The organism is Myxococcus faecalis (genome assembly GCF_050039385.1).
Lineage (GTDB): Bacteria > Myxococcota > Myxococcia > Myxococcales > Myxococcaceae > Myxococcus > Myxococcus fulvus.
In genome coordinates, this window is sequence record NZ_CP144336.1 from 1984914 (window position 1) to 2009372 (window position 24459).

Sequence of the window (24459 nt, forward strand, 5' to 3'; positions counted from 1 at the left end):
GTACCGAGGAAGCACATGCCCGGCGTCGACCTGAACTACTTCATCCGGCAGGCGAACAAGCTGACGGAGAAGATCGAAGAGCGCAAGCAGCAGCTGGCCGAGGAGACCGTCGAGGCCAAGGCCGGCGAGGGCCGCGTCACCGTCGTGGCCAACGGCATCCAGGAGATCCGCAGCATCAAGATCGACAAGGAAGCCATCGACCCGAACGACACGTCGATGCTCGAGGACCTCATCACCGCCGCGGTGAACGCCGCCCTGGCGAGCAGCCGTCAGCACATGCAGCGCGAGCTCGCGAAAATCTCCGGCGGCATCAAGATCCCCGGCGTTACCTGATACCGGATGACTCCCGATCCGCTGAACCGCCTCGTCGCCCAGCTCGCGAAGCTGCCAGGCATCGGGGAGAAGACCGCCCAGCGCCTCGCGTTCCACATCCTGCGCTCTCCGGGCGAATACGCCTCCGAGCTGTCGCAGGCCATCCGCGAGGTGAAGGAGAAGGTGCACCTGTGCGTGCGCTGCTTCTCCCTCACGGACACGGAGACCTGCGGCTTCTGCAGGGACCACCGCCGTGACGAGCGGGTGCTGTGCGTCGTGGAGACCTTCGCGGACCTGATGGCGCTCGAGCGCACCCGCGAGTTCAAGGGCCGCTACCACGTGCTGCACGGCGTGCTGTCCCCGCTCGAGGGCGTGGGCCCGGACCAGCTCCGCATCAAGGAGCTGTTGGAGCGGCTCACCGACAGCCAGGTGGAGGAGCTCATCCTCGCCACCAATCCGGACGTCGAGGGCGAGGCCACCGCGCTCTACCTGACGCGCCTGCTCAAGCCCATGGGCCTGCGCCTCACCCGCATCGCCCAGGGCCTGCCCATGGGCGGTGACCTCGAGTACGCCGACCAGGCCACGCTGGCGAAGGCGCTGTCCGCCCGCCGCGACCTCTAGCCGTACGAGCCGGCGCCGGAAGCTCCCGGCGCCGTGCCACTGCCTACCGCGTCAGTCGCCAGGAGAACGGCACCACCACGTTCACCTCCTCGTCGAGGTGCGCCGGGAAGCGCAGTCGCTCCGCCTGCGCCTGGAGACAGCGGCCCACACCCGTCTGCGCGAGCGCCCCGCTCACGCCCGCCCGCACCTTCCCCGTCGAGGCGATGGAGAACTCCACCTGCACCTGGCCCTCGCTCGCCGGCAGGTCCGCGCGGTTCTTCTCGAAGCACGTGGTGATGCGCGAGCGCCCCTTCGCCACGACGCGGGAGATGTCATCCACGGTGAGCGACACCTTCTTCTTCGCCGTGCTCTTCACGGACTTGCCCTCCGCCACCTCCTCCACGGGCGGCGGTGGTGACAACGCGCTCCCCACCGCGCCCGCCTCACCTCCAGTCCCCTGCGCCGCCACACCCTCGGGAGGCTGCGTCCCGACAGGTGGCGGCGACACGGGCGCCACGGCCTGCGGCGCGGGTTCGGCGACCCCTTCCGTCGAGGGAGCAGCGACCGGTGCCTCCACCGGCGGGGTTGCGACAGCGGCGATGGGAGGAGCCACGACGCCCGCCGACACGGGAGCGACGAGCCGCGCATAGCCCACGATGCCCACGCCCGCGAGCAACAACCCACCCGCGAGCCCGACGACGAGCGGACGCCATCCGCGAGCACGGGGCGCGGCGACAGGCGTCGGCGCCGACTCGGTGGCCGGAGTCTTCGTCGCGGCCGGCACCAGCCCCGAGGACGACGCTGGCGAGCGTGCACTCCAACCGCGCGCCGTGGCCACGTCGGTGGCGCCCGTCGCGGAGGAAGGCCCCCCCACCACGTCCGTCCCCATCTCCACCACGCCCGTCGCCTGCGTCACCACGCCCAGCGCGGCGGAGAGCGAGGACAGCGTGGGGATGCGGGTGCGCTCGGTGAAGCGGTCCTCACCGAAGTGGCTGCGCAGGAACGCGCCGAGCTGCGGCGTGCCCGCGGCGCTCAGGTGCTCTCCGAGGAACGCCTCCAGGTCCTCGGCGAAGGCCTCCGCCGTGGCGTAGCGGTCCTGCGGCAGCGGCGCCATCGCCTTGAGGACGATGGCCTCCAGCTCCGCGGGAAGGTCCGGCCGCAGCTCGCGCGGACGCTTGAACTCGCCGTGCAGGAGCGCGTTGAGGACCGCCAGGTCGTTCTCCCGCGAGAAGGGCCGCACGTGCGTGAGCGCCTCGTACAGGCTGACGCCGAGCGCGAAGATGTCCGCGCGCCGGTCCACCCCCTGCCCCTTGGCCTGCTCCGGCGCCATGTACATGTACTTGCCCTTCACGACGCCAGTGCGCGTGTTGGCGAGCCTCGACTCGGCCTTGGCGATGCCGAAGTCCAGCACCTTCACCTGCCCCTGGTACGTCAGGTACAGGTTCGACGGGGAGATGTCGCGGTGCACCACGTTGAGCGGCTGCCCCAGCTCGTTGCAGAACTCGTGGGCGTAGTGCAGCCCTCGCGCCGAGTCGATGAGCACGCGCAGCACGATGGGGAACGGCAGGTACGCGCGTCGCCGTCCCGCCAGCCGCAGCGTCGTGGAGAAGTCCTCGCCCGCGAGGTACTCCATGCAGATGTAGTAGCAGCCCTCGGTGAAGCCGAGCTCCTGTATCTGCACGATGTTGGGGTGCGACAGCTTCGCGGCCAGCCGCGCCTCGTCCCGGAACATCTCCACGAAGTCGGGGATGTTCGACAGGTGCGGCAGCATCCGCTTGATGACCACGTTGCGCTCGAAGCCGTCGGCGCCGAGCAGCTTGGCGAGGAAGATCTCCGCCATGCCGCCCTCGGCCAGCTTGCGCACGAGGACATAGGGGCCGTACGGGCGAAGCAGCGGCGGAGGAGCCTCCTCGGTGCCGGAGCCGGGCTGTGTCGTCTGGGGGGGGGACATCCTCAGGGCCCTCGCTCTTTCAAGGTGCGCACCGTGTGGACATCCGGAGCACCCGGTCGCGTCATTCTAAACACCAGCAGCGGGGGCGAGCCCACCGGCTCCACCCACGTATCGAACCGATGCTTGCCGTCCAGGCTGGCGGGACGTCCATTGATGGACACGCGCGCGTTCACCGGCGCCACCCCCGTGGCCCTCACCTTCGCCGCGGAGCGTTGCCCCTGGCGCGGCTGCGACACGAGCAGCATCGGCACCGAGTTGTCGTACACCAGCTCCAGCTTGTTCATCCGGCCCCCCTTCAGCTGCTCACCCGACTCGGACAACGGCGTGACGGACCACAGGTAGCTGCCCTCGCTCAGCGCGCCCGCGTCCAACGCCGCGCGCGCCTCCGTCACCGTGCGCTCCGCCACGGGCTTGTCCAACGCGCCCGCCCGGTACACCGCCACCCGGTAGCGCGCCGCCGACGTCTCCTCCGAATAGGTGAACGTCACGGCCGGCGGTTTGTCCTGGTAGAAGATGGTCGTCTTCTCCAGTCCCTCCGGCACCACGTTGCGCACCCGGTCCAAATCCCGACCGAGCCGCTCCGGCGCGAACACCGCGCTGCCCTTCGCCACCTCCTGACCGTCCTTGCCCTTCACCCGCCAGAAGAGCGTCCCGCGTGCGGGCGCCGGCACGTTGACGAAGGGCTGGAACACCGTGCCCGTCAGCAGGGGCCTGGTGAACTCCGCGTCCGTCGCCACCTCCACCGTCACCTCGCCCTCCTTCTCCCAGCCGAAGGCCACAGCGGGCATGTCCTGGTGGTACACCTCCGCGCCGTCTCCCGCGCCGAGCAGCAGGGGCGCGGGGCCGAGCGACTCGATGCGCGCCTCGCCAGTCTCCCCCGAGACGACAGCCCGCTCTCCCGCCCGCAGCGGCTGTCGCGTCTCGCCGCGCACCAGCGTCACCCGTCCCGTCTGCGCGTCCACCAGATAGCCCGACCCCGTGCGCCGCACCGCCAGCCGCGAGGCGCCGTCCCCCTCCAGGGTAAGCCCCGGCAGCACCACGCGGCTCTCGCGGCCCTGCGCGAGCTGGAGTCCCAGCCGTCCCTGACGCAGGTCCAGCCGCGCCTCGTCGCTCGTGCCGCCCTGCCCCGCGCCCTCCAGCACCATCTCCGCCGAGGGGCCCAGGGTGAGCTGCGAGGACGAGTTCTTCAGCGCCAGGTCCACCGAGCCACCCGCGCGCGTGCGCACGCCGTCACCGGGCGCGAGCACCTCGCCGTCCGCGCGCACGGACCTCCAGCGCTTCGCGTCCTTCCCACGCAGCTCCGCCCGGCCCGAGCCCACCCGCACCGTCACGTCGATGGGCTCCAGCTCCACCCGCCGCGAGCCCTTGAGCCTCAGCTCAGCCTGGCCCGCGGACACCTCCACCGAGTCGCCTTCGGAGGCGCGCAGCTGCTTGCCGTCCTTCGCGACGAACTCGATGGCGCCCAGCTTCACCTCGACGCGGCCGGCGTCCTTCGTCACCTGGACGGAGACCTCGCTGGGCTCGGAGCCCACGCGCGTGAGGCCGAAGGGCGTCAGCAGCGTGAGTGCCACCTTCTTCCCGGCCGGAGCCCCCGCGGGCTTCGCGGGCACGCGCGACAACACGATGCCGCGCTCCACCGTCAGCACCACGCCGCCTGCGTCCTGCCCCACGCCGACGCGCGCGTCCGCGCCCACCTCCACCGAGCGCCCGTCCGGGAAGCTCAGGGTCGCCGCGCCCGACGCCCCCGTCTCCACCGCGTCGCCCGAATACAGCGGGCCCGCCTGCGCGGGGACCTTCTTGCCGCCGCGCTCCACCTGCACGTCGCCGGACAGGCCCTCCAGTCGGGCCAGCTCCACGGCGGGGCCCGAGTCGGGGGCCGCGGCGGACTCGACGGGAGGAGGGGCTGGAGTGGCCGCCTCGTCGTCGCAACCCGACACGACGAGCAGGAGGGCCAGGAGCCAGGGACGCGTGTTGCTCACCGTTTCTGCCTCGGGAAGAGATCGACGTTGAAGATGGCCTGCTCGCCGTCCTTCAAGGTGACGAGCTTCGACTGCGTGAAGAACCCGCGCGCGGAGATGGTGATGCGGTAGGTGCCACCGCGGACCTTGAAGGTGAACGCCCCCTTCGCGTCCGTGCGCGCCTTCACCTTCGCCTGCGGAATCAGGAGCGTGGCGGCGATGGGCTTGCCACCGCGTGCGTTGCGCACCTGGCCGGTGAGCGTCGCGGGCTCGCCCTTGCGCTCGGAGGCGAGCGGCACCGAGAGCGCCGTCTCCTGCCCCGCCACGATGATGGCCGCCTCCTCCGCCGTGCGGTAACCCGAGGACGTCGCCACCACGGCCACGGGGCCCGGCGGCAACTCCTTCACGTGGACCTCACCGCGCAGGTCCGTGCGCGCCTCCACGCCGCCCACCATCAGCCGCACCCCGGGCAGCGGCACGCCATTGCCCGCGCTCACCACCGAAATCTTGAGGCCCCCCGTGGGCGGCGGCAGCTTGCGCGCGCGCACCGCCAGCGCCACGCGGCCACCATCCTCCAACGTGACGCGGCCCTCGGCCGGCGCGTAGCCCTCCGCGCTCACCCGCGCCACGACATCTCCCGGAGGCAGCTCCACGCCCTCCACGTTGCCCTGGGCATCCGCCTCGCGAGGCGCGCCCTCCACGCCATTGGCGACGAGCACCACCTTCGCGGCAGGAAGCGGCGCGCCCGACTCCGCGTCCAGCAACTGGAGCACCAGCGTGCCCATCGGCACCCGAGGCGGCGGCGGTGGCGCTGCCGGAGCGGAGGGCGCGTCGTTCCACGCCAGCTCCAGCGCCGCGCCCACCCGGCGCATCCGCTGCTCGGAGCGCGAGCCGTCCGCGAGCGTCACCGTGTCCTGCACGTGCTGGAAGTCCAGGAGCACCGTCCCGGACCAGCTCCCCCCGCCCGTCAGCGGGAACAACAGCGCGCCGCCCGCCGCGAAGCCCTTGGCCTCCGCCTTCGCGCCCGCCGCGTCCTTGACCGACAGCGACACCGGCACCTCGCCCCGCGCCTCCACCGCCAGCCGGGTGAAGAGCGGCACCCGCACGCTCGCGCTCACCAGGGCCGCGTGCCGCACGCCCCGCGCCAGCACCGGCTCATCCGAGGTGCCGAAGACGGGCAGCTGCGCGTACCCGTAGCCCGCCCCCAGCTCCGCGCGCACCGGCCCCAGGAAGGCCCGGGCCCGGGGCCCCACCGACGCCCTCAGGAGGCTGCCGCCGGTGATCCTCACCGAGTCCTCCTTCAGGTCGAACCCCTCCCGCTGCACCGACGCCCACCCGCCCAGCCACGCGCCCGCCCACGCCGTCCCCATCACCGCCAGATCATTCGGTGTGAAGCCGTCATAGGTGAGCCCGGGCCCTACATCGGCCTGTTGGCCGTTCCGGAGGGCAATGCCGTAGCGAAGGCGCAGCGAGGCTCGCTCGCGCACCTCCTCCGCCCGGACGGACGGAGCGGCGACCAGCACCAACAGCAAGGGCGCCAGACGCGCCAGGATGGGGGCAAGGGGGCGTGGGGGCGTCAAAGCCCGGCGGAGTATAGAGAAACCCGCGAACACCCCCAAACCAGCACCCTCAGTCCACCTGGAAAGGCCCTGGAGGGGCTTGACCGGGGCTCGCCGGGGGTCCGAAGCGGGCGGACAAGCCCGGGACATCCTCGTTCTCACCGCCAGGAACGGATGGCTTCTTGCTGAGGTGGAGGGGCTTTGCTAAGCATCCTCACGGTCGGTAGCGCCTCGTCTAACCTCCGGGATTCACTCCAGAAACAACGGGGTGGCACCGTGAGAGGGACGAGCGAACGCTGAGGAGCGCATACGCCCATGGGCACGCAACTGGTGATGTACGAAGAGGAGTTCACCAAGATCAACGCCGTTTGCGACCGGCTCACCAAGGACGCGAACGCGAAGGTGGTCTTCCTCGTCGACAAGAACGGGCAGCTCATCTCCTCGGCTGGCCAGACGCAGAACATCGACACCACGTCCCTGGCCTCGCTGACGGCCGGCAACGTGGCGGCGATGGGCGGGCTCGCCAAGTTGATCGGTGAGAACGAGTTCCCCAACCAGTTCCACGAAGGGGCCAAGGACTCGCTCTACATGACGATTGTCGGCAGCCGGGTGGTGCTGGTCGTCATCTTCGACAACCGCACGAGCCTGGGCCTCGTCCGCCTGCGCATCAAGAAGGCCAGCGACGAGCTCACGAAGATCTTCGAGAGTCTGGTGAAGAAGACGGACAGCCCGGGTGCCGGGTCGCCGTTCGCCGAGATCTCCGACGACGATATCGACAACCTCTTCAGCGAGTAACCCGGGAAGCCATGTCCTTCATCAACTACTCATCCCGCGAAATCAACTGCAAGATTGTCTATTACGGGCCGGGTCTCTGCGGGAAGACGACCAACCTCCAGTACATCTACAACAAGACGGCGGCCGAGACGAAGGGCAAGCTCATCTCGCTCTCCACCGAGACGGACCGCACGCTCTTCTTCGACTTCCTGCCGCTGTCGCTCGGCGAGATCCGCGGCTTCAAGACGCGCTTCCACCTCTACACGGTGCCCGGTCAGGTGTTCTACGACGCCAGCCGCAAGCTCATCCTGAAGGGTGTCGACGGCGTCGTCTTCGTGGCCGACAGTCAGATCGAGCGCATGGAGGCGAACATGGAGTCGCTCGAGAACCTGCGCATCAACCTGGCCGAGCAGGGCTACGACCTGAACAAGATTCCGTACGTCATCCAGTACAACAAGCGCGACCTGCCCAACGCCGTCACCGTGGATGAGATGCAGAAGGCGCTCAACCCGCGCAACATCCCCAAGTACGAGGCGATCGCGCCGACGGGCGTGGGCGTGTTCGACACGCTCAAGGCGGTGGCGAAGCTGGTGCTCACCGAGCTGAAGAAGGGCGGCTGACGAGGAAGCGGCCGGGCAACCGGCTCCCGTACCGCGGGTGACGAGACGCCCCGCGGTCAAGGGTGTTACAACCTGCTGCCGACGGGCCGGGCCGTCCGCCTCCTGAGGTCGCACAGTGCGTGTCGCAGCCACCCTCCGACTCCTCGCGCTCGTGAGCGCCACCCTCTGTGGGTCGGCGCTCGCGCAGGAGTCGCGCTCTCCCGCCCAGCCGCCAGTCGCCGCCGCCCAGGTCTCCGCGCCCGAGGGTGACAGCACCGCGGACGAGGCCTTCAACGCGCGCGTGAAGACGCTGGAGGAGCAGGTCGTCGACCTGAAGGAGAAGATCTACCGCTCCAAGGCGCGGCTCCTGCTGCTTCAGGAGACGGTGCTCGGCGGTGACGTCACCACGGGCGCGCGAGCGCACATCGTCCACAAGAACGAGATGGGCGGCTCCTTCATCCTGGAGTCGGTGACGTACGCGCTCGACGGCGCGCCCATCTTCACGCAGCTGGACCTGCAGGGCGAGCTGGCCAAGCGCGAGCAGTTCGAGGTCTTCAACGGGCGCATCGTCCCGGGCCAGCACCAGCTCGCGGTGCGACTGGTGTACCGGGGCAACGGCTTCGGCGTGTTCAGCTACGTGGAGGGCTACAAGTTCAAGGTGCAATCCAGCTACACCTTCAACGCGGAGCCGGGGAAGGTGTCCACGGTGCGCGTGGTGGGCTTCGAGCAGGGCGGCGTGACCACGGACCACAAGGACCGGCCCGCGGTGCGCTACGACATCGAGCTGTCGCGCGACGCGGCGCCCCGCATCGACGGCGAAGCGGGGACGACTCCCCCGGCCACCACCTCCACTGAAGCGCGGTAGGGGCACGCCGGTGAACGTGTCGCTTCGCGCACTCGCCCTGGTGCTCGGCCTCGCGGGTGGCGCTGTCGCCCGGGCCGACACGCCCCCTCCCCCGCCCACGGCGCAGCAGTTGGAGCAGCGCCTGACGACGGTGGAGAGCCAGCTCCAGCTCGCCGAGGAGAGCCTCCGTCAGGTGGAGACGAAGTACAGCCAGCAGCCGGAGCCCGACGAGGCGCAGGCGCGCGTGCGCCGCTACTCCGACGCGGAGATTCAGTACCTCCTGGGCGACTGGACCGCGGCCTCCGTCCACTTCTACGACCTGGTGAGCGACCCGGAGTTCCGCGGCCACCCCCGGTACGCGGACGCGCTCTACTTCCTGGCGGACGCGCTGTACCAGCAGAAGAACGACGTGGGCGCGCGGCTGTACCTGCGCGAGCTGCTGTCGCTGCCCACGCCCTCGCCGCGCCAACGCGACGCGCTCTCGCGCTACCTGGCCATCAGCGGCCGGCTGAACCTCTACGACGACGTGGACGCCTACGTGGAGCAGGCGCGCGGCCTGTTCGGCGGGCAGCTCCCCGCGGACATCCAGTACGTCTACGCGAAGCGGCTGTTCCGTCGCACGGACCTGGCCCCTTCCGAGCGCATCGCCCACGCGAGGGCCGCCTTCGCGCCCCTGGCCCAGGCCCACGGCGGGCCCTACCAGTTGCAGGCGCGCTACCACATGGCGGTGCTGTCGATGCAGGCGGGTGAGCTGCCCATCGCCATCCTCCAGTTGCAGCAGCTGCTCACGCCGGTGGAGGGCGCGGCCGAGACGACGGCGCCGAAGGCGAAGAACAAGCCCCAGGTCCGCGCCACCGCGGACACGGATACGGAGCGCATCCGTGAGCTGGCGCTGATGTCGCTGGGACGCCTCTTGTACGAGGCGGGTCGCTTCGACGAGGCGCTGGACTGGTACGGCCGGGTGCCGCAGGAGAGCGAGTCGTTCCCGGAGTCGCTCTACGAAATCGCGTGGACGCAGGTGCGCAAGGGCAACCACCAGGAGGCGAAGAACGCCGTCGACATCCTGCTGCTCGTGTCGCCCGACTCCAAGCTCGCGCCCGAGGCGAAGCTGCTGCGCGGCCACCTGCTCCAGAAGCTCAAGCGGTACGAGGAGGCCATCGCGTCGTACGACGAGCTCATCGGCACCTTCCGTCCGGAGCGCGACAAGGTGGACGTGCTCCTGCGCGCCAACCGCGACCCGGTGGCGTACTTCGAGCGGCTCCTGGCGCGCACCGACACCGTGCCGGACGTGCGCACGCTCCTGCCTCCGCTCGCGCTGAAGTACGCGTCGACGGAGCGCGAGGTGAGCAGCGCGATGAAGACGGTGGGCGACATCGACAGTGGGCGGAGGGGCACACTGGAGGCGCGGGAGCTGGCCGCGCGCATCCTCACGGCCCTGGACACGCGCAAGCTGCAGACCTTCCCGGAGCTGCAGGAGGGCTTCACGCTCTCGGACTCGGTGGAGACGGCGAGCATCCAGGTCGAGGCCTCGCTGGTGGAGCTGGAGGGGCTGTCCTTGGAGTCCTCGCTCACCGCCGACGAGCGCGCCCGGCTCGCGCCGCTGCGTCGTGAGCGCGAGGCGCTGGCCGTCCGCTTCGCCTCGATGCCCGCCACGCAGCAGGACCTGGAGGAGCGGCTGCGGCGGATGCAGGCGCGCGTGGACGCGGTGGACCGAGAGGCCTTCCGGCTGGGCGCGGAGGTGCAGGGGCTGCACGCCATCGCCGCGGCGGTGCGCAAGTGGGTGGATGACACGCGGCTGCTCCGGCAGACGCCTCCCGAGGAGGAGCAGGAGTTCCTCGTGCAGCTCCAGGCAGAGGTCCAGACGCTCACGGATTTGCAGGGGGAGCTGGACCGCACGCGCGGGCGGCTCGCCGATGAGCGCAACGGCGCGGCGGCGGCGCTGGCCGGAGAGCAGGCCATCCGCGGCCGGTTCGCGCAGGCGCTGCGCGCTGAGCACGCGGTGCTCGAGGAGGCCGAACGACGACAGGCGCCCTCGGGCCTCATGACTCGCGCACATGCGGTGCGCCAGCGCGGCGAGGCCTTGCGAGGACGTGTCGCCCAGGCCCAGGGTGCGCTGCGCGGACGCGTGGAGCAGAAGGCCACGCGCATCCGGGCGAAGGTGCTGGCCGAACAGCAGCTGCTCGAACGCTACGAGGCCGAGGTGGCCGCGGTGGCCGGCAACGCGAAGCAACTGGTGGGTCGCATCGCTTACGACAGCGTCCGGCGCGTGCGCCGACAGTTCTACGACCTGGTGCTCAAGGCGGATGTGGGCGTGGTGGACGTGGCCTTCACCGAGAAGCAGGACAAGACGACGTCCATCCAGAAGGTCTCCGCGCAGAAGGCCGAGGCCCTGCGCGCGCTCGACGCCGACTTCCGGGACGTGCTGTCGTCGGAGGAGAGCCGGTGATGCGGCGCGTTCTCGCGGTGCTGCTCTCGCTGGCCTCGCTGCCCGCCGCCGCCCAGGCGCCGGAGGCTCCCGCCCAGGCCACGAGCCCCTCCGACACGGAGGCCCCGAGCCCTTCGGGCACGCCCTCGCGCGACTACCTGAATGGGCTGGGTCGCTCGCCGGACGAGGAGCTGCTGCTCCAGGACGTCAGCCGCGCCCTGCGCACGTACGACGAGGAGTCGCGCGAGTTCAGCCGCGACGTCCAGGGGCTGATGGAGCACAAGTACGAGCAGAAGCGGGACTCGCTCGCGTCCTCGTACGAGAAGGTCATCCGCGACTTCGAGGCCCAGGAGCGCAAGGAGCGGATGGAGGCCATCGTCCGCTTCGAGGAGTTCCTGCGCCGCTACCCCAGCGAGCCGCGCTACACGCCCGACGTGATGTTCCGCCTCGCGGAGCTCTATTACGAGCGCTCGCAGGACGAGCATCAGCTGGCGATGAAGGAGTACCGCGACCGGCTGGAGCTCCACGACAAGAACCCCGACGGCACGGCGTTCCCCGTGGAGCCGAAGAAGGACTACGCGGACTCCATCGCGCTGTATCGCCGGCTGCTGAAGGAGTACCCGGACTACCGCTTCAACGACGGCGCGTCCTACCTGCTGGGCTACTGCCTGGAGGAACAGGAGCAGGTGGAGGAGAGCTTCCTCGCCTATCAACAGCTCATCGCGCGCTATCCGCGCAGCCGCTTCGCCACCGAGGCGTGGGTGCGCATCGGCGAGTACTGGTTCGAGAACTACAAGGACCCGCAGGCGCTGCCGCGCGCGGCCCAGGCCTTCGAGGCCGCCTCCCGCGACACGCTCCACCCGCTCTACGACAAGGCCCTCTACAAGCTGGGCTGGACGTACTACAGGATGGACCGCTTCGACGAGGGCGTGGAGTCCTTCCTCACGCTGGTGGACTTCTACCAGGCCCAGGCCGTGGCCCAGGGCAACACCGAGGTGGGCGGAGACCTGCGCGACGAGGCCCTGCAGTACGTGGCCATCTCGCTCGCGGACGAGTCGTGGGGCGGCCTGCCTCGCGCGAAGTCGCTGTTCGTCAAGCGCGCCGGGCGTCCGTACGAGGCGGACGTCTACCGTCGCCTCGGGCACGTGTACTTCGACCAGACGAACTACGCGTCCGCCATCGTGGCCTATCGCCAGGTGCTGGAGAAGGAGCCGCTGACGCCCGACGCGCCCGAGCTCCAGCAGCGCATCGTGCAGTCCTACGAGCGCGACCGGATGATGGCGGAGTCCTTCGCCGAGTCGGAGAAGCTGGCCACCCGTTATCAGCCCGGCACCGCGTGGCACGCGAAGAACATGGGCGACCCGGACGCGGTCTCCCGCGCCAACGCGCTCGTCGAGAAGAGCCTCTACACCACCGCCACCTTCCACCATCAGCAGGCGCTGGTGTTCAAGAAGGAGGGCCGCTTCGAGCAGGCCCAGGCGGGCTTCGCCACCGCGGCCCGCTCGTATGGCACGTACCTGGAGCGCTTCCCGCGCAGCAAGAGCGCGGGCGAGATGCGCTTCTATTACGCCGAGTGCCTCTACTTCTCGTTCCAGTTCGCCGAGGCCGCGAAGGCCTACGAGCGCGTGCGCGACACCGGTGAGAGCGTGAAGCACCGCGACGACGCGGCGCACAGCGCGGTGCTCGCGTGGCAGCAGCTCCTCGCCCAGGAGCAGCAGGCCGGCAAGGCGCCGAAGCTGGAGGTACTGCGCTCCAGTGAACGTCCGGAGGGCTCCGCGGTGAAGCCCGCGCCGCTGACGCCCACCGAGGCGAAGCTGGTGTCCGCGTCGGACCGGTACGCCGCGCTGCTGCCTCGCGACGCGAAGGCGCCCGGCATCGCGTACAAGGCCGCGGAGCTGTATTACGCGCACGACGACTTCCCCGAGGCGCGCAAGCGCTTCGAGCGCATCATCCAGACGTGGCCGAAGAACGAGGTGGCCCGATACGCCACCAACCTCACCGTCGAGTCCTTCCTCATCGACAAGGACTGGCGCAGCGTGGAGGAGGTCAGCGCCCGGCTGGCCGGCAACACGCAGGTCATCGAGCCTTCCAGCGAGCTGCATCAGCAGCTCGTGAAGTTCAAGCTCGCGGGCCGCTTCAAGCTGGCGGACCAGCTGCTGGCCGAGGGCAAGTACGAGGAGGCCGCGCGCAAGTACACGCAGCTCGTCGACGAGGCGCCCCGGCACGAGTTCGCCGACAAGGCGCTGAACAACGCGGCCGTCGCGCACGAGAACACACGGCGGTTCGACTCGGCGCTCAAGCTCTACGAGCGCATCTACCGCGAGTACCCGTCCTCTCCGCTCGCGGACGCGGCGCTGTTCCGCGTGGCCGTCAACGCGGAGAAGTCCTACGACTTCGACAAGGCCGTCGTCAGCTACCAGAAGCTGGTGAAGGACTACCCCAAGTCGAAGGACCGCGAGGCGGCGCTCTTCAACACCGCGCGCCTGCTGGAGGGCCAGCAGCGTTACTCCGAGGCCGCGGCCACCTTCATCCGCTACGCGGAGCTGTTCCCCTCCGCCGAGGACGCGCCGAAGAACCGGTACCGCGCCGCCGTCCTGCTGGAGAAGCAGGGGGATGCTCGCGGAGAGGTGCGCGCGCTCCAGGAGTTCGTGCGCAAGTACGCGAACAAGTCCGCGCAGGTGGAGCTGGTGGTGGACGCGCACCGGCGCATGGGTGACGCGCACCAGAAGCTCGGTAACGAGAAGCAGGCGCAGAAGGACTACACCCAGGCGGCGAACGAGTTCGACCGGCGCAAGCTCAAGCCGGACACGCACCCGCTCGCGGCGAACGCGGCGGCGTATGGACGCTTCCAGTTGGCGGAGGCGCAGCTGCGCCAGTTCGACAAGCTGAAGATTGGCGGCTGGGGCAAGACGCTGGTGCGCAGCTTCGCGGTGAAGCGCGCGGGTGTGAAGACGGTGAAGGACGCGTACGCGCGTGTGTATCCGTACAAGCAGCTCGAGTGGTCGCTCGCGGCGGCCTATCGGTCCGGCTACGCGCTGGAGCGCTTCGCGAACACCATCATCGAGACGCCCGTGCCGCCAGACGTGAAGCGGCTGGGTGAAGAGGCGGTGGTGACGTACCAGGACCTGCTCGCGCAGAACACGGCGGAGCTGGAGGACGCCGCGGTGGAGAGCTACGCGGTGGCGCTGGCGGAGGCTCGGAAGAATCGCGTGTCCAACGAGTGGACCCGGCGCACGCTGGAGGCCCTCAACCGCTTCCGTCCGAAGGAGTACCCGGTGCTCAAGGAGCCCAAGCAGGCCCTCGCGTCCGAGGCCACCTATCCGGAAGGGCTCATCGGCCACGTGAGCGGCCCGCCCCGGCCGTCTCCCGAGGACGAGCGCCGCATCACCGGGGGAGCCAAGCCGTGAGCACCACGCCACGCACGCTCGGGGCCTCGGCCCTCACCGCGCTGTTCCTCTCATCGGGGCTGTGGTTGTCCGCGTGCGCCTCCGCACCGGAGACACGTCCCACGCAGGACGCGTCCACGCCCGCGCCCGGGAAGGACACGGCGGCGAAGGCGCCCCCCGTCGTCGAGCCACCTCGCCGCAGCGCGGCCGAGGACTTCGACCAGGCGGTGGCCATCGCGCGGACGGGCGAGCTGACAGCAGCCGAAGCCGCACTGCGCGCCCTGGTGACGCAGGAGCCAAAGCTCGACTACGCGTGGACGAACCTGGGCATCGTCCAGGAGCGGCTGGGCAAGCACGAGGACGCGGAGCGCTCGTACCGCCAGGCCCTCACCCTCGCGCCCGAGCAACAGTCCGCGTGGGACTGCCTGACGCGCCTGTACGGCCGCACGGGCCGTTCGGCGGCGCTGGAGACGGAGCTGCGCGGGCTCCTGGAGACGAAGCAGGACTCGGTGACGCTGCGCACGGCGCTGGCCGTCACGCTGCTCCAGCAGAAGAAGCTGGGGCCCGCGGCCACCGAGGCGAAGCGCGCGCTCAAGGGCGACGAGCGACACACGCACGCCATGCAGGTCCTCGCGCAGGTCTACTACCGCGAGGGCAAGCAGGAGCTGGCGCGCATGGTGCTCGAGAACGCGCGCGACATCGCGCCCTCGGACGCCGCCACGCGCAACGCGCTCGGGCTGGTGTACCTGGCGCTGAACGTCAGGCCGCAGGCGCTGGAGGAGTTCAAGGAGGCCGCGAAGCTGCGGCCCGACTTCGCCGAGGCTCGCAACAACTTCGGCGCAATGCTCAACGAGGCCCAGGACTACGCCGCCGCCGTGACGGAGCTGGAGGCCGCCGTGAGGTCCGCGCCGGACTTCGCCGCCGCGCGCCTCAACCTGGGCAATGCCTACCGCGGCACCGGTGACTTCGAGCGCTCCAAGGCCGAGTACGAGCGCGTGCTCGAACTGCGCCCGCAGCAGCCCGACCCGCTGTTCAACCTCGCCATCCTGTACCTCGACGTGGAGCCACCAGGCGGCGACCCCGTCGGGCGCTACAAGACGGCGCTCACCTACTTCGAGCGCTACGAGGCCCAGGGCGGCAAGGACGACCGCATCCCCCAGTACACCAAGGACGCACGCAAGAGCATCGAGCGTGAAGAGCGGCGCCTCGAGCGCGAGCGCAAGGACCAGCTCCGCAAGGCCGCCGAGCTGGAGAAGGCCCAGAAGGAGGCCGCGAAGCAGGCCCCCGACGCCACCGTGTCGGCTCCGGCCTCGCCCCCGTCCGACCCACACGCCCCCACGGACACGTCCCGGTCCCCCGTGACACCCGGAACCACCGCCCCCGGCGCGGTGTCCCAGCCTGGAACCCAGGCCGCCCCTCCTCCGGCCGAGAGCCCCCCTGCCCCCACGCCCGCGAAGGCCGGCTCGGGTAAGCTGGCCGACGACAGGAACTAGGACCTCCATGCGTGCCCCTCTCACCCTCTTCGTGCTGCTCGCCGCCGCGCCCGTGCTCGCGCAGGACAAGTCCACGTCCTCCGCCACGAGCACCGCCCAGCAGACCTCGGCCACCACCGAGGCCGCCGCCGCGAAGAAGGCACCTCGCAAGGTCATCCGCCTGGACGCGCTCACCGTCGAGGGACGCATCCAGAAGCCCCAGGCCTTCTACATCCTCCCCCGCTCCAACCTGAGCTTCGACGAGCTCAACCGCACGGAGAGCTTCGTGCCCAAGGTCGAGAAGAGCGTCGAGCAGGAGCCCTTCTAGTCCATGGCAGCCCCTTCGCCAGCCAAGCTGCTCCGCGTCGGCCTCATCCAGAACGGCCAGATCGTCGAGGAGCACCACGTCCGTCGTGAGACCGTCACCATCGGCCACGACGCGCGCAACACCATCGTCCTGCCCGCCTCGGACGACAGGCCCGCGCGCTTCAGCGTCTTCGAGAACCAGGGCCAGCAGTTCCAGCTCGTCATCAACGAGTCCATGAAGGGCCGCGTCAACCTGGGCTCGTCCGACGTGGACTTCGATGCGCTGCGCTCCCAGGGGCTCGCCTCGCGCCGTGGAGACCTCTACGTCCTGCCGCTGCAGGAGACCGCCCGCGGCAAGGTGGAGCTGGGCGACGCCACCCTCTTCTTCCAGTTCGTCGCGCCCCCCGCCGAGGAGGAGCGTCCGCTGCTCCCCTCGGACGTGCGCGTCAGCCGCTGGAAGACGATGGACCGCGTCTTCTTCGGCATCCTCGCCATCTCGCTCCTGGTCCACTTCTCCGGCGCCGCCATCATCCTCTCCGCCGAGGCCCCCAAGGAGCAGGAGCTGGCGTTGGATCAGCTCGATGACCGCTTCGTGCGCGCCATCATCCCCCAGCGCCCCATCGAGCCGCCCAAGCCCACCGCGCCCGGCCCCGCCGAGGCCACCAAGGAAGAGCCCAGGACGGCCGAGGCCGCCACCGACAAGCCCGCCGAAGCGAAGCCCGCCGCCCGCGCCGCCGCCGAGCGCCACGCGGAGATGGTGAAGAAGGTCTCCGACAAGGGCCTCTTGAAGATGCTCGGCTCGAAGGGCTCCGGCTCCGGCGCCTTCCAGGACGTGCTGGGCGGCGCCAGCGGCGGCAACGACATCGTCGCGGCCCTCCAGGGCGCCGGCGGCGTGGGCGTGGCCAACGAGGCCTCCGTGGGCAAGGGCAACGGCCCTCGCGGCGGCGGCACCGGCACCGTGACGGGCATCGGCGAATTGGGCACCCAGGGCGGCGGCAAGGTCGACCTGGGCACCAAGAAGGAAGTCGACGTGAAGGGCCGCGTGCAGGACGCCGCCCCGGAGGTCGACAGCTCCGAGGTGGACCGCGACGCGCTCGCCCGCTACGTGCGCGCGCGCAAGGGCGCCATCCAGAGCTGCTACGAGAAGGAGCTCAAGCGAAACCCCAGCCTCAAGGGCAAGGTGGTGGTGCGCTTCTCCATCACCCCCTCGGGGCGCGTGGGCGACTTCGACATCGACGAGAACACGCTCGGCAGCGAGGCCGTGGCCAGCTGCATCCGCGCCGCCATCCGCGCCTGGGTGTTCCCCTTCAAGCCCGACTCGGACGCCACCGTTTCCTACCCCTTCGTCTTCTCGCCGACGGGGTAGGCTGGCGCGTCCGAGCCCGGGCTCCGAGGGGACCATGGAGAAGCTGGCCGTCATCGCCGCCTCACCGCTGTTCGAGATGCTCGCCCCGGAGGAGCTGTCCCGCCTCGCCGAGCTGGCGCGGACGCTCCACTACACCGCCGGCGAGGTCATCTTCGAGGAGGGGGACCTGGGCGACAGCCTCTTCCTCCTCATCCGGGGTCAGGTGGAGGTCGCCCGCAGGGGCCCGGACGGGTCGCTGCATCCGCTCGCGCGGCTGTCTCCCCCCGAGTTCTTCGGGGAGATGGGCCTCATCGACAAGGACCACCGCTCCGCCACCGTGCGCGCGCACACGGACGCCCACCTGCTCCAGCTCACCGCCCAGGACCTGCGCGTCTTCCGCCAGAGCCACCCCGACGGGTTCACCTTCGTCGTCGTCAACATCGCGCGAAGCCTGGCTGCCCGACTGCGGGACGCCAATGCCCGGCTCTCCGGTAACCACTGAATAACTGGGGGGTTGTTGGTTTGACACCCCCCTCCCCGCCTTCTACGCTTTGATCCAATGGCAAGGGCCGGGAGAGCCGTGAGGCGTATGCGCACTGTCGGAATGGTCGCCGTCGTCGTCGCCACAGGAGTGGCCGTCGCGCAGGGGCCGGTGCCGTCTCCCCGAGCCCCCGCCGCCACCGCCACGCTCGAGAAGGCCAGCGAGGTGCCGGACGCGCAGAAGCTGGAGCGCAGCACCCAGGCCCTCGGCGTCATGCGGGACGTGCTCCGCCAGGTCATCGGCAAGGTGGAGGAGGCGCGCCGCACCAAGGACGTGGTGAAGCTCAACTGCGCCAACGAGAAGCTGACCCAAATCAAGGGACTGCTGCGCATCTCCGAGCAGGCCGACGTGTCGCTCCAGGAGTCGCTCACCCGGCGCGAGGTCTCCACCAGCGAGCATGAATTCACCAAGGTGATGATCGCCCGGCAGAAGGTCGGTCAGCTGCGCTCGGAGGCCGAGGAGTGTATCGGCCAGCTCGCCTTCCGCACCGACGAGAACCTCTTCATCGAGGTCGAGGAGCCGGAGAACCTGCCGGGTGGAGACCCCACCCGCCCGCCGCCTCCGGACGTCGTGCTCGTCCGTCCGCCACCAGCCAGCCCCGTCAATTAGCCCCCGTGTGCCCTCTGGCTCATCGGACGAGTGCCCGTCCTTTGTCGAACAATTCTTCGGACCCTGAAAACGCGCGTGCTATGACGCCCCGAGTCGCGGGAAGCCAATCCAAGTCATGACGCTGCGAGGGACATTCTGGGGCACGGTCTGCGGGCTGGCGCTGACAGCGCACGCCGGCGTGGCCTCCGCCCAGGAAGCGCTCTCCGCGCCCGCCACGGGCGGCAATGGCATCAAGGTGGGCAACGGCCGGCTGCACCCGTACTTCGAGCTGGAGACGCGGGTGGACAGCGGCGTGGGCTACTTCGGCCGCACGCAAGGCGAGAACTATCCCGGCGGCGTGTCCCCCGACTTGTCCGGTGAGGTGGCGCTGCGCTTCCGGCCGGGATTCAAGCTGGACATCCCGTCGCAGAAGCTCGCGTTCAACCTGAACGCCAACCTGGACTACGTGCTCTTCACCGGCTTGATGACGCCGGGCTCGAAGGCGGCCTCGCACATGGAGGGCGCGGCGGACCTGTCGGCGCGCCTCAACCCGGAGGCTCCGCTGTCGTTGGAGCTGTCGGACCAGTTCGTGCGCTCGGACCGCACGCGCACGGCGGCCATCGCGGCCGGCATCCTGAGCCTCTACAACGAGGCGCGCGTGAAGATGCCGTGGAAGCCGGGCGGCGGCGCGGTGGAGGTGACGCCCAACGTCGCCTACGCGGTGGAGTTCTTCGAGCCTTTGGCCGCCCAGGCCCCGGTGGACTGCGGCGACGGCGTGTGCGACCCCGTGCGCGCGGACCAATTCGACTACGGCAACCTGCACCTGGGCCTGGAGAGCCGCTGGCGCTTCCTGCCGAAGACGGCCTTCGTGCTCGACACGGGCGTGGACGTGCGCCGCTACTTCAACGACGGCGGGCCGGACGCCCAGGTGCTGCGCGCGATGGTGGGCGTGGCGGGCCTGGTCTCCCCCAAGGTCGCGGTGACGGCGAAGGCGGGCTGGGCGCAGACCTTCGGTGACGTGAGCGGCGGGACGGTGATTGCCCAGCTGGAGGGCACGTACCTGTACAGCCAGACGCTGACCTTCAAGGGCGGCTACCTGCGCCTGCTGGAGCCGGTTGCGGCGTACGGCACGTTCCGGGACGACCGGGGCTACGCCGAGGCGCGGGCCCTGTGGGGCGGCAAGCTGACGCTGCGCGTGGCGGGCATGGTGGACTTCCTGAGCTTCGCCGGCACCCGTGGGGACACGGTGGTGACGGTGGACGCGGGGCCCGAGTACCAGTTCCGTCCGTGGCTCACCGGCGCCTTCGGCTACACGCTGAGCAAGCGCTCCTCCAACGTGGATGGCGGCGGCCTGAACTACACGCGGCACGAGGGGTATGCTCGCCTCGCCGTGACGTACTGAGCGCCCGAGCCACCGGGCACCCTCCCCTACCTGGGTCTCCTCCCGGATGAGAACGCTCCGCCTGTCCCTCGTCGTGCTGCTGTCCGGGTGCTTCGGCTCCGCGCAGCGACCTCCTCCGCCCACGCCCACGCCCGCCGCGCAAGCCGGTGAGGCCCGTACGGGAGGCGGCACGCTGGGGCCCGGCGACGTGGTGGAGGTGCGCGTGTTCCAGGAGCCCGAGCACTCGGGCACCTGGCGCCTGTCCCCCGAAGGCACCATCGACTATCCACTGTGCGGCAAGGTGCCGCTGCGCGGGAAGACGCCCAGCACCGCGGCGGACTCGCTGCGCGAATGTCTGTCGCGCTACGTGCGCAGGCCGCAGGTGTCGGTGCTGATCCGCGAGTACAACTCGCAGAAGGTGTTCGTCTTCGGCGAGGTGCAGAAGCCCGGCACCTTCCCCGTGGATGGTGAGATGTCCATCGTCCAGGCGATTACCCTCGCGGGTGGGTTCACCAAGCTGGCCGCGAAGAACAACACGCTGGTGACGCGCGTGGTGGATGGGCAGGAGCGCAAGATTCGCGTGCCCGTCGAGGACATCGGCGTGGGGCGGGAGAAGAACTTCATGCTCCAGCCCGGCGACATCGTCTTCGTGCCGGAGAGCTTTTTCTAGGCGGGCTCACCCCATCGCGGGCCCGTGCGGACGCGTCTCGGAGTTCCCGCGGACCTGCTCAGGTCGCTTCGTACCCAACTCGTCGCGACAGGCTCGCGCGGTGCAGACTGCGGGGTGCATGCGCCACCTGGTGCTCATCGGCTCCGAGTCGTTTCCCTTCGTGCGTGACGTGCTGCGCGCACAGGCCACTCGCGCGGACGTGCGCGTCGTCGAAGTCTCGATGGAGGAATGGGGCGGCGCTGTCACGCCCTGGGTGGAGGTGGTGGGCGGACGCTTCCGCGCGGGGCTCGTCGGGCCCTGGGGTGAGCTGGAGCTGGGCCCCGAGGACGTCCTCTGGTGCCTGTCCGAGGGCGCGCTGCCGCCAGCGCAGAGCGACTACCTGCGCTCCGAGCACGAGGCCCTGCGCGAGGGCTTCCACTCCTGCTGTCCCGCGCGCGTCATCAACCGACGCGGCCTGCTCTCGCCGCTGTGGACGACGGCGATGTGGCGGGTGATTGCCCAAAGGCTGCCGTTGCCCGAGGCCACGAGTGTCCTCGCGCCACCCCACTTCCACCTGGGCACGCCGCCCGAGGACGGACAGCGCTGGACGCGCTGGCCCGAGGAGGTGGGGACGCGGCAGGGCGAAGTGTGGTGGACGGTGCCCGAGCCCGGCCCGCTGAGACAGGCCCTGGTGATGGGCTCGCACGTCACGCTCTGGCCGCTGGAGTTCGAGGAGTCGCCACCGGTGCTCCCTCCCGCGCTGGAGGCGGACCTCACACGACTGGCCGCGGACTGCGGCGCCGAGGTCCTCGAGGTCCTCCTGGTGACGTCGGGTACACCAGAGGCTCCGCGCTGGACGGCCCTCCAGTTGGGCACGTCGCCCGAGAGCCTGGAGCGCCTGCTGGCGCAGGAGGACGCGGTGGCCCTGGCGCAGGTGGAGCGCTTCTTCGCCGAGCGGCTCACGAGCACGGAGGTCGCGCGATGATCCTCGTCATGGGGCCCGTGGATGAGCTGCTCACGGCGTTCTTCTTGAAGCACCTCACCGACACCGGGCGCGAGTACCTCTTCGTGGACGAGCGTCACCTGGGCGTCGACGTGCGCCTCGAGCTGGAGCTGCCGCAGGGACCTCCGGGACTGGGCCGTCTGCGCGGCGCGGTGTGCTTCCCCACGTGGCGTGTCGGGCTGGAGCGCATCTCCGGCATCTACTCGCGGCTAGGGACGGGCAACCTCGAGCAGGCGCCCACGCCCCAAGTCCGCGCCGAGCAGGCCCACGCCGCGGCGCTCCTGGACCTGTTCCCCGGGCCCGTGGCCAACCGCGCCACCGCGATGCTCTCCAATGGCAGCAAGCCGTGTCAGTACGCCGCCATCCTCGCCTCGGGCCTGCGCGTGCCGGACACCCTCGCCGGAGGCACCTGGGAGCGCTGGGAGCACTTCGCGCGAGGACTGGACGGAGACCCCGTCATCAAGTCCGTCAGCGACGAGCGCTCCCTGGTGAAGCAGGTGTCGTGGGAGGCCACGCGAGCCTCGGCCCGGCCCGGCAAGCCGCTGGCGCCGCACCAGTTCCAGCAGCGCATCCCCGGCAACAACGTCCGCGCCCACGTCATCGGCGCGCGCGACGTGCTGGCCTGCCGCGCGGTGACGCAGGCCCTGGACTACCGCCACCCCGACATGACGGGCCACGCGGTGAGCCTGGACGCCGTGGAGCTACCCCAGCCCGTCGCCCAGGCCTGCCGCCAGCTGTCCCGCGCGCTCGGCCTGGACCTGGCCGGCATCGACCTCATCGAGCCTCCGGGTGGCTCCTCTCGACCCGAGGACTGGGTCTGCCTGGAGGTGAATACCTGCCCGGGCTTCATGTGGTTCGAGCAGCACACCGGCCTGCCCATCTCCCGGCATCTTGCGGATTTCCTCGACGCCTCGTTAAACTGATAACGCTGTAATTTTCCTGGGCCATGGGAAACCCAGGAAGCAGCGAGGGGGCATCACATGTCGAAGCTGTCGACCGAGGCAGGGCTGATTTCGTCGAGCGATCTTCCGAAGCTGGCCGAGGCGGGCCACGTCGCGGCGCCCACGGTGGGCCACAGCGCGGAGGAGCTGCGCCAGGCGGTGCAGGCGTCGCTCGCGGAGCAGTGGTCGCTGATGGGCGTGGTGGATTCGGCGAAGAAGGCGTCGGATTTGGGCAAGAAGGCGGCGGACGCGCTCACCGACAAGGGCAAGGACATCGAGGACAAGGCCACGCAGCAGGAGAAGGCCGCCCGCGATGAGGCCCACCGCAAGATGAACAACGACAAGTCGAAGAAGCACGGCAAGGAAGTGGGGGCGCAGGGGGCCACCACGAGCGCCTTCGCGCGGGCGCTGTCCGAGCTGCGCGGCTGAGCCTCAGGGGCGGGGCGTCCAGCCCAGCTCGTCGATGAAGTGCCTGGCCTCGGAGAGCAGCTCCGGGGCCAGGGCGGGCGCGGAGGCGATGACGTCTCCGCGCATCACGCTGAAGGGAGCCCCCGTGACGTGGCGGATGACGCCTCCGGACTCCTCCACCAGCAGCGAGCCCGCGGCGATGTCCCAGGGCTTGAGCCCGAACTCGAAGAACCCGTCGAAGCGGCCCGCGGCCACGTAGGCCAGGTCCATGGCGGCGCTGCCCGTGCGGCGCATGCCCTGGGCGCGCAGCACGAAGCGGGTGAAGAGCCCCACGGGGCCCTCGGGATTCTCACGCACGTCGTAGGGAAAGCCCGTGCACAACAGCGCGCGGTCCAGCCGGTCCACGGCGCTCGCGCGCAGGGGACGACCGTTGAGCGTGGCGCCCTGCCCTCTCGCGGCGGAGAAGAGCTCGTCCAGCATCGGGTCGTACACGGCGCCCGCCACGACGCCGTCCTTCGACTCCACGGCGACGCTGACGCAGAAGTGCGGCACGCGGTGGGCGTAGTTGGTGGTGCCGTCGAGCGGGTCCACCAGCCACCGCAGTCCGTCCGAGCCCGCCGACGCGCCGCTCTCCTCCGCGAGGATGGCGTGCGTGGGGTGTCGCTCACGGATGAACGCGAGCAGCGCCTCCTCGGAGGCACGGTCCGCGTCCGTCACCAGGTCGATGCCACCCTTGAGCTCGATGACGCGCTCGCCGAGGAAGCGGTCGGCGAGGATTCGGCCGGCGAGGCGCGCACCCTCCTCCGCGGTGAGGCGCAGCTCGGCGGGGCTGTCGTCAGACATTCGGGCTCCCACGGCTCACGGCGCGGGCTCGGCGAGCAGCGCCTCGAGCTCCGACTGGTACTTGGTGAGGAACTCCTCGTTGAAGCCCTCGTGGACGTGACGGACGACGCCGCGCCGGTCGATGAAGTACGTCGTGGGCATGCCGCGCACCTTGAGGGTGCGCTCGGCCACCTGGGCGTTCTCGTCGAGGAGGATGGGCAGGCCCACCTTCACCTCCTTCAGGAACGCGGGGATGGCGCGCGAGTCCTCGTCGATGTTGAGCGCGTAGACCTTGAGGCCCTTGTTCGCGTACTCGCGCTGGAGGTTCTCGTAGAAGGGCAGCGCGTCCTTGCAGGGCTCGCACCACGTGGCCCACACGTCGAGCAGCACCACGCTGCCCTTGTCGCTGGCCAGGTCATACGGCTCGCCGCCCGGGTAGCGCTTCACCTGGAAGACGAGCGGCGCGTTGCGGTCCTCCGCGCCCTTCGCGTCGACGCCCGAGGGCGCCGGCTGCGTGAGGGGCGGCATCGACGGAGCACGGGCACAGCCGGCGAGCGACAGGGCACCGAGGACGACGGGCAGGCACAGGCGCATG

Annotated in this window: 22 protein-coding genes; 17 read left to right on the forward strand and 5 right to left on the reverse strand. The window is 70.3% G+C overall.

Annotation, left to right across the window (positions count from 1 at the left end; translation table 11 throughout):
* Nucleotides 1–15: 15 nt before the first annotated feature.
* Nucleotides 16–333, forward strand: coding sequence for a YbaB/EbfC family nucleoid-associated protein (locus VZQ01_RS07640; protein WP_046712137.1), 318 nt, complete (start codon nucleotides 16–18; stop codon nucleotides 331–333).
* A gap of 6 nt (nucleotides 334–339) precedes the next feature.
* Nucleotides 340–933 (forward strand): recombination mediator RecR, encoded by a 594-nt coding sequence (recR, locus tag VZQ01_RS07645; protein ID WP_046712136.1) that lies wholly within the window; start codon nucleotides 340–342, stop codon nucleotides 931–933.
* Nucleotides 934–976: 43 nt separating this feature from the next.
* On the opposite strand, the gene VZQ01_RS07650 is transcribed toward recR, so the two are convergent.
* The 3 genes from VZQ01_RS07650 to VZQ01_RS07660 are packed head-to-tail and all read right to left on the reverse strand — an operon-like array spanning nucleotide 977 to nucleotide 6344.
* Complete coding sequence (locus tag VZQ01_RS07650; protein ID WP_426747359.1) at nucleotides 977–2863, reverse strand: protein kinase domain-containing protein; 1887 nt, start codon at nucleotides 2861–2863, stop codon at nucleotides 977–979.
* 2 nt (nucleotides 2864–2865) lie between these two features.
* Entirely contained in the window at nucleotides 2866–4842 is a 1977-nt protein-coding gene (locus VZQ01_RS07655) for a FecR family protein (RefSeq protein ID WP_426747361.1), read from the reverse strand.
* On the reverse strand, nucleotides 4839–6344 hold the full coding sequence (locus tag VZQ01_RS07660; protein ID WP_223750641.1) for an MSCRAMM family protein: 1506 nt from the start codon (nucleotides 6342–6344) through the stop codon (nucleotides 4839–4841). The genes VZQ01_RS07655 and VZQ01_RS07660 overlap by 4 nt, the downstream gene beginning before the upstream one ends.
* A gap of 351 nt (nucleotides 6345–6695) precedes the next feature.
* Here VZQ01_RS07660 and mglB point away from each other — a divergent pair, with 351 nt between their 5' ends.
* The 15 genes from mglB to VZQ01_RS07735 all read left to right on the forward strand — a co-directional run bounded on the left by mglB (nucleotide 6696) and on the right by VZQ01_RS07735 (nucleotide 23063).
* Entirely contained in the window at nucleotides 6696–7175 is a 480-nt protein-coding gene (gene mglB / locus VZQ01_RS07665) for a gliding-motility regulator GTPase-activating protein MglB (RefSeq protein WP_002637270.1), read from the forward strand.
* Nucleotides 7176–7186: 11 nt separating this feature from the next.
* Entirely contained in the window at nucleotides 7187–7774 is a 588-nt protein-coding gene (gene mglA, locus VZQ01_RS07670; RefSeq protein WP_046712132.1) for a gliding-motility regulator Ras-like GTPase MglA, read from the forward strand.
* A 115-nt stretch (nucleotides 7775–7889) separates the two neighbouring features.
* Nucleotides 7890–8618 carry a dihydrolipoamide acetyltransferase gene (locus VZQ01_RS07675; RefSeq protein ID WP_324289058.1) on the forward strand — a complete coding sequence of 243 codons (729 nt, stop codon included), beginning with the start codon at nucleotides 7890–7892 and terminating at the stop codon, nucleotides 8616–8618.
* 16 nt (nucleotides 8619–8634) lie between these two features.
* Nucleotides 8635–11043: a tetratricopeptide repeat protein gene (locus VZQ01_RS07680; RefSeq protein WP_426747362.1), complete on the forward strand. Its 2409-nt coding sequence runs from the start codon at nucleotides 8635–8637 to the stop codon at nucleotides 11041–11043.
* Nucleotides 11043–14429 (forward strand): tetratricopeptide repeat protein, encoded by a 3387-nt coding sequence (locus VZQ01_RS07685; RefSeq protein ID WP_426747363.1) that lies wholly within the window; start codon nucleotides 11043–11045, stop codon nucleotides 14427–14429. Before VZQ01_RS07680 ends, VZQ01_RS07685 begins: the two co-directional genes overlap by 1 nt.
* Complete coding sequence (locus VZQ01_RS07690) at nucleotides 14426–15901, forward strand: tetratricopeptide repeat protein (protein WP_426747364.1); 1476 nt, start codon at nucleotides 14426–14428, stop codon at nucleotides 15899–15901. Before VZQ01_RS07685 ends, VZQ01_RS07690 begins: the two co-directional genes overlap by 4 nt.
* Nucleotides 15902–15908: 7 nt before the next feature.
* Entirely contained in the window at nucleotides 15909–16208 is a 300-nt protein-coding gene (locus tag VZQ01_RS07695) for a hypothetical protein (protein ID WP_074957907.1), read from the forward strand.
* A gap of 3 nt (nucleotides 16209–16211) precedes the next feature.
* Nucleotides 16212–17552, forward strand: a complete 1341-nt coding sequence (locus tag VZQ01_RS07700; RefSeq protein WP_223750549.1) for an AgmX/PglI C-terminal domain-containing protein — start codon at nucleotides 16212–16214, stop codon at nucleotides 17550–17552.
* A gap of 34 nt (nucleotides 17553–17586) precedes the next feature.
* Nucleotides 17587–18033, forward strand: coding sequence for a cyclic nucleotide-binding domain-containing protein (locus VZQ01_RS07705; RefSeq protein ID WP_426747365.1), 447 nt, complete (start codon nucleotides 17587–17589; stop codon nucleotides 18031–18033).
* 87 nt (nucleotides 18034–18120) lie between these two features.
* The gene (locus VZQ01_RS07710; RefSeq protein WP_141332047.1) at nucleotides 18121–18681 is read left to right on the forward strand and encodes a hypothetical protein; all 561 of its coding nucleotides are present in this window, start codon (nucleotides 18121–18123) and stop codon (nucleotides 18679–18681) included.
* 115 nt (nucleotides 18682–18796) lie between these two features.
* Nucleotides 18797–20062, forward strand: a complete 1266-nt coding sequence (locus VZQ01_RS07715; RefSeq protein ID WP_426747366.1) for a hypothetical protein — start codon at nucleotides 18797–18799, stop codon at nucleotides 20060–20062.
* A gap of 46 nt (nucleotides 20063–20108) precedes the next feature.
* Nucleotides 20109–20711, forward strand: coding sequence for a polysaccharide biosynthesis/export family protein (locus VZQ01_RS07720; RefSeq protein ID WP_426747367.1), 603 nt, complete (start codon nucleotides 20109–20111; stop codon nucleotides 20709–20711).
* Nucleotides 20712–20829: 118 nt separating this feature from the next.
* Nucleotides 20830–21675, forward strand: a complete 846-nt coding sequence (locus VZQ01_RS07725; RefSeq protein ID WP_426747368.1) for a hypothetical protein — start codon at nucleotides 20830–20832, stop codon at nucleotides 21673–21675.
* A complete protein-coding gene (locus VZQ01_RS07730; protein WP_426747369.1) occupies nucleotides 21672–22616 on the forward strand; it encodes an ATP-grasp domain-containing protein in 945 nt (314 codons plus the stop codon). The genes VZQ01_RS07725 and VZQ01_RS07730 overlap by 4 nt, the downstream gene beginning before the upstream one ends.
* A 57-nt stretch (nucleotides 22617–22673) precedes the next feature.
* The gene (locus VZQ01_RS07735; RefSeq protein ID WP_223784981.1) at nucleotides 22674–23063 is read left to right on the forward strand and encodes a hypothetical protein; all 390 of its coding nucleotides are present in this window, start codon (nucleotides 22674–22676) and stop codon (nucleotides 23061–23063) included.
* 3 nt (nucleotides 23064–23066) lie between these two features.
* On the opposite strand, the gene VZQ01_RS07740 is transcribed toward VZQ01_RS07735, so the two are convergent.
* Both VZQ01_RS07740 and VZQ01_RS07745 read right to left on the reverse strand, forming a co-directional pair.
* Entirely contained in the window at nucleotides 23067–23885 is an 819-nt protein-coding gene (locus VZQ01_RS07740; protein ID WP_426732534.1) for an inositol monophosphatase family protein, read from the reverse strand.
* Between the two features lie 15 nt (nucleotides 23886–23900).
* A complete protein-coding gene (locus VZQ01_RS07745; protein ID WP_141332040.1) occupies nucleotides 23901–24458 on the reverse strand; it encodes a TlpA disulfide reductase family protein in 558 nt (185 codons plus the stop codon).
* Between the last annotated feature and the right edge of the window lies 1 nt (nucleotide 24459).